Raw genomic sequence first — 4,941 nt, 5'->3', positions numbered from 1 at the left:
AAAAGGCAGCAAGAACCAAGATAATTAAATAGTGTAAGAAATCATAAGCAAAGAAGCTTAGCGGAAAAAGTCAGTAAAAAGAACTGAAGCTAAGGACAAATTACAATCGAGAGTTTGATCCTGGCTCAGGACGAACGCTGGCGGCGTGCCTAACACATGCAAGTCGAGCGATGAAACCTTAACAGACCCCTTCGGGGGAAAGACTAGGTGGATTAGCGGCGGACGGGTGAGTAACACGTGAGCAACCTACCTTTGACATGGGGATAGCCTCGGGAAACCGTGATTAATACCCAATAACATCCCTTCTTCACAAGAAGAAGAGATCAAAGAGAACTCGGTCAAAGATGGGCTCGCGTCTGATTAGCCAGTTGGTAGGGTAAAAGCCTACCAAAGCAACGATCAGTAGCCGGCCTGAGAGGGTGAACGGCCACATTGGAACTGAGAAACGGTCCAAACTCCTACGGGAGGCAGCAGTGGGGAATATTGCACAATGGGGGGAACCCTGATGCAGCGACGCCGCGTGAGCGAAGAAGGTTTTCGAATCGTAAAGCTCTGTCCTATGGGAAGATAATGACGGTACCATAGGAGGAAGCCCCGGCTAACTACGTGCCAGCAGCCGCGGTAATACGTAGGGGGCGAGCGTTGTCCGGAATCACTGGGCGTAAAGGGTTCGCAGGCGGATAAGCAAGTCAAAAGTAAAAGGCATAGGCTCAACCTATGTAAGCAGTTGAAACTGTTTATCTTGAGATGTGGAGAAGTAAGTGGAATTACTAGTGTAGCGGTGAAATGCGTAGATATTAGTAGGAATACCAGTAGCGAAGGCGACTTACCGGCCACACACTGACGCTGAGGAACGAAAGCGTGGGTAGCAAACAGGATTAGATACCCTGGTAGTCCACGCCGTAAACGATGAGTGCTAGGTGTCGGGAGTAATCTCGGTGCCGCAGTAAACACATTAAGCACTCCGCCTGGGGAGTACGTGCGCAAGCATGAAACTCAAAGGAATTGACGGGGACCCGCACAAGCAGCGGAGCATGTGGTTTAATTCGAAGCAACGCGAAGAACCTTACCAGGGCTTGACATACTGAGGGAGGATGTAGAGATACATTCGCCTCTTCGGAGGCCTCAATACAGGTGGTGCATGGTTGTCGTCAGCTCGTGTCGTGAGATGTTGGGTTAAGTCCCGCAACGAGCGCAACCCTTACCTTTAGTTGCCAGCAAGTAAAGTTGGGAACTCTAAAGGGACTGCCGATGATAAATCGGAGGAAGGTGGGGATGACGTCAAATCATCATGCCCTATATGCCCTGGGCTACACACGTGCTACAATGGTCGGAACAAAGAGCAGCGACGATGCAAATCCAAGCCAATCTCAAAAAGCCGATCCCAGTTCGGATTGATCTCTGCAACCCGAGATCATGAAGCCGGAGTTGCTAGTAATCGCAGATCAGAATGCTGCGGTGAATGCGTTCCCGGGTCTTGTACACACCGCCCGTCACACCATGGGAGTTATCAATACCCGAAGCCTGTGAGCCAACTATGCAAATAGGAGCAGCAGTCGAAGGTAGGGAAAATGACTGGGGTGAAGTCGTAACAAGGTAGCCGTATCGGAAGGTGCGGCTGGATCACCTCCTTTCTAAGGAAGAAAGCCGAAATGAGAAATCAAAGAGGCAAAAGAAGACTTATAGACTTCTTACACTATATTAATTATATATATGGGGGTGTAGCTCAGTTGGGAGAGCGCCTGCCTTGCAAGCAGGAGGCCAGGAGTTCGACTCTCCTCATCTCCACCAAGCCTAAAAATAGGCAAAAAAGACTAGAAAACTAGTCAAAGAACCATGACAACTACAAATCAAAGAAAAGAGAATTAGTCAATTCGAGAAAATCTCAAAGAAAAAGAAAAGAAGAAAAGACAATTCACTGGAAAAAGAACAAAGGTCAAGAAAAAAAGAGCATTAGGCGGATGCCTAGGCACCAAGAGGCGAAGAAGGACGTGACAAGCTGCGAAAAGCTGTGGGTAGGAGCAAATATCCATTAAACCACAGATTTCCCAATGGGGCAACCCACCTCACAAAAGAGGTATCTTTAGGCCAATACATAACCTAAAGAAGCGAACCGGGTGAACTGAAACATCTAAGTAACCCGAGGAAAAGAAAGAAAACTCGATATCCCAAGTAGCGGCGAGCGAACAGGACAGAGCCCAACCGTGCAAAAAGAAACAATAGCCAGTCAAAAGATCTGGAAAGATCCACCAAAGAAGGTAACAGTCCCGTAGACGAAGGCGAAGATATCCAGCACAAGAGAGTACCACAGAGCACGAGAAACTCGGTGGGAAGACAGGGGGACCACCCCCTAAGGCTAAACACTCCTTGGTGACCGATAGCGAACAAGTACCGTGAGGGAAAGGTGAAAAGAACCCCGAGAGGGGAGTGAAAAAGAATCTGAAACCTAATGTTTACAAGCAGCGAAAATGGTCAAGAACCATAATCGCGTACTTTTTGTAGAACGGGCCAGCGAGTTATGATAACAAGCAAGATTAAGCATTAAAGATGCGAAGTCGTAGCGAAAGCAAGTCTAAATAGGGCGAAAGTTAGTTACCATAGACCCGAAACCGTGTGATCTATCCATGGGCAGAATGAAGTTGAAGTAAAATTCAATGGAGGTTCGAACCGGGTAGCGTTTAAAAGCTATCGGATGACCTGTGGATAGGGGTGAAAAGCCAAACGAACACGGAGATAGCTGGTTCTCCTCGAAATAGCTTTAGGGCTAGCCTTTAGTGACCAATGATGAGGGGGTAGAGCACTGAATAGTAGCGGGGGCAATACGCTTACCAATACCTATCAAACTCCAAATACCAAATCAAGCACTAAGGAGTCAGACAATGTGGGATGAGCTTCATTGTCAAAAGGGAAAAAGCCCAGACCACCAGCTAAGGTCCCAAAATAATAGTTAAGTGGGAAAGGATGTGAAATTACTCAGACAACCAGGATGTTGGCTTAGAAGCAGCCATACATTCAAAGAGTGCGTAATAGCTCACTGGTCAAGTGATTTTGCGCCGAAGATAACCGGGGCTAAACTATATACCGAAGCTGTGGATCGGAAACGATGGTAGAGGAGCAATGTATGGAAGAAGAAGCATAAGGTGCAAGCCAATGTAGATACCATACAAGAGAGAATGCTGGCATGAGTAGCGAGAGGTGAGTGAGAATCTCACCCGTCGAAAACCTAAGGATTCCTGAGCAAGGCTCGTCCCCTCAGGGTAAGTCGGGACCTAAGGCGAGGCTGAAAAGCGTAGTCGATGGACAACAGGTGGAAAATCCTGTACCGATATCAAGCGATAAAAAGCACGTGGTGACGCAGGAGGATACGATGAGCGCCCAGTTGGTGAGGCGCGTAAGCACAAAGGTGGGAAACAGAGGCAAATCCCTGATTCCATAAACACTAAAGTGTGATACCGATCGAAAACAAGTAGAGAAGCATAATACTCCACACTGCCAAGAAAACCCACTAGCAAGCAAGATATCGCCCGTACCGCAAACCGACACAGGTAGGAAAGGAGAGAATCCTAAGACGAGCGGAAGAACCTTTGTTAAGGAACTCGGCAAAATGACCCCGTAAGTTAGCGAGAAGGGGAGCCATGAAAATGGCCGCAGTAAAAAGGCCCAAGCGACTGTTTACCAAAAACACAAGTTTCTGCAAAGTCGAAAGACGAAGTATAGGAGCTGACACCTGCCCGGTGCTGGAAGGTTAAGGGAAAAAGTAAGGAAGTAGGATACGAACCCGAAGCTTAGAACCGAAGCCCCAGTAAACGGCGGCCGTAACTATAACGGTCCTAAGGTAGCGAAATTCCTTGTCGGGTAAGTTCCGACCCGCACGAAAGGTGTAACGATTTGGGCACTGTCTCAACAAAGGATCCGGTGAAATTGAAGTAGCGGTAAAGATGCCGCTTACCCACGACAGGACGGAAAGACCCCGTGGAGCTTTACTGTAGGTTGACATTGGATTTTGAGGTTAAATGTACAGGATAGGTGGGAGACGAAGAAACTAGTACGCCAGTATTAGCAGAGTCGTCCTTGGGATACCACTCCTTTAACCTTAGAATTCTAACCGGCCCCCTTGAAACAGGGGGAGGGACACTGTCAGTCGGGCAGTTTGACTGGGGCGGTCGCCTCCAAAAGAGTAACGGAGGCGTTCAAAGGTTCCCTCAGCACGGACGGAAATCGTGCAAAGAGTACAAAGGCAGAAGGGAGCTTAACTGCGAGACCAACAAGTCGAGCAGATAGGAAACTAGGACTTAGTGATCCGGTGGTACCGAGTGGAAGGGCCATCGCTCAACGGATAAAAGCTACCCCGGGGATAACAGGCTTATCTCCCCCAAGAGTCCACATCGACGGGGAGGTTTGGCACCTCGATGTCGGCTCGTCTCATCCTGGGGCTGAAGTAGGTCCCAAGGGTTGGGCTGTTCGCCCATTAAAGAGGCACGCGAGCTGGGTTCAGAACGTCGTGAGACAGTTCGGTCCCTATCCGTCGTGGGCGCAGGAAATTTGAGAGGAACTATCCTTAGTACGAGAGGACCGGGATGGACAAACCTCTGGTGCATCAGTTGTCATGCCAATGGCACAGCTGAGTAGCTAAGTTTGGAAGAGATAAGAGCTGAAGGCATCTAAGCACGAAGCTTCCCTCGAGATGAGATTTCCCCAATAAGATAAGACCCCTTGAAGAAAACGAGGTAGATAGGCTCAAGGTGTAAGAGTAGCAATACTTTAAGCTAAAGAGTACTAATAAGGTCGAAGACTTGACCAAGGAAAGAAAAGATTTGTAGTTGGATCCGGTAAAGATAGCATGAGGGAGACACCTGTACCCATACCGAACACAGAAGTTAAGCCTCAGAGCGCCGATGGTACTCGGTTGGAGACGACCCGGGAGAGTAGGTAAGGCCGGAT

The 4,941-nt window shown here is 48.5% G+C and carries 1 tRNA gene and 3 rRNA genes; all 4 read left to right on the top strand.

The annotated features are described in order from the left end of the window. Positions 1-102 precede the first annotated feature (102 nt). A 16S ribosomal RNA gene (locus PEPCATONIAE_RS08515) occupies positions 103-1,634 on the top strand. An 81-nt stretch (positions 1,635-1,715) separates the two neighbouring features. After that, positions 1,716-1,791: transfer RNA gene (locus PEPCATONIAE_RS08510), tRNA-Ala, on the top strand. Positions 1,792-1,934: 143 nt separating this feature from the next. Then, positions 1,935-4,801 (top strand): 23S ribosomal RNA (locus PEPCATONIAE_RS08505). Positions 4,802-4,825: 24 nt separating this feature from the next. Further along, positions 4,826-4,941, top strand: a 5S ribosomal RNA gene (gene rrf, locus PEPCATONIAE_RS08500). Together the 16S, 23S and 5S rRNA genes with 1 tRNA gene alongside form the textbook arrangement of a ribosomal RNA operon.

The organism is Peptoniphilus catoniae, assembly GCF_901447155.2.
GTDB lineage: Bacteria > Bacillota > Clostridia > Tissierellales > Peptoniphilaceae > Peptoniphilus_E > Peptoniphilus_E catoniae.
This window is presented reverse-complemented; position numbering and strand designations above follow the sequence as displayed.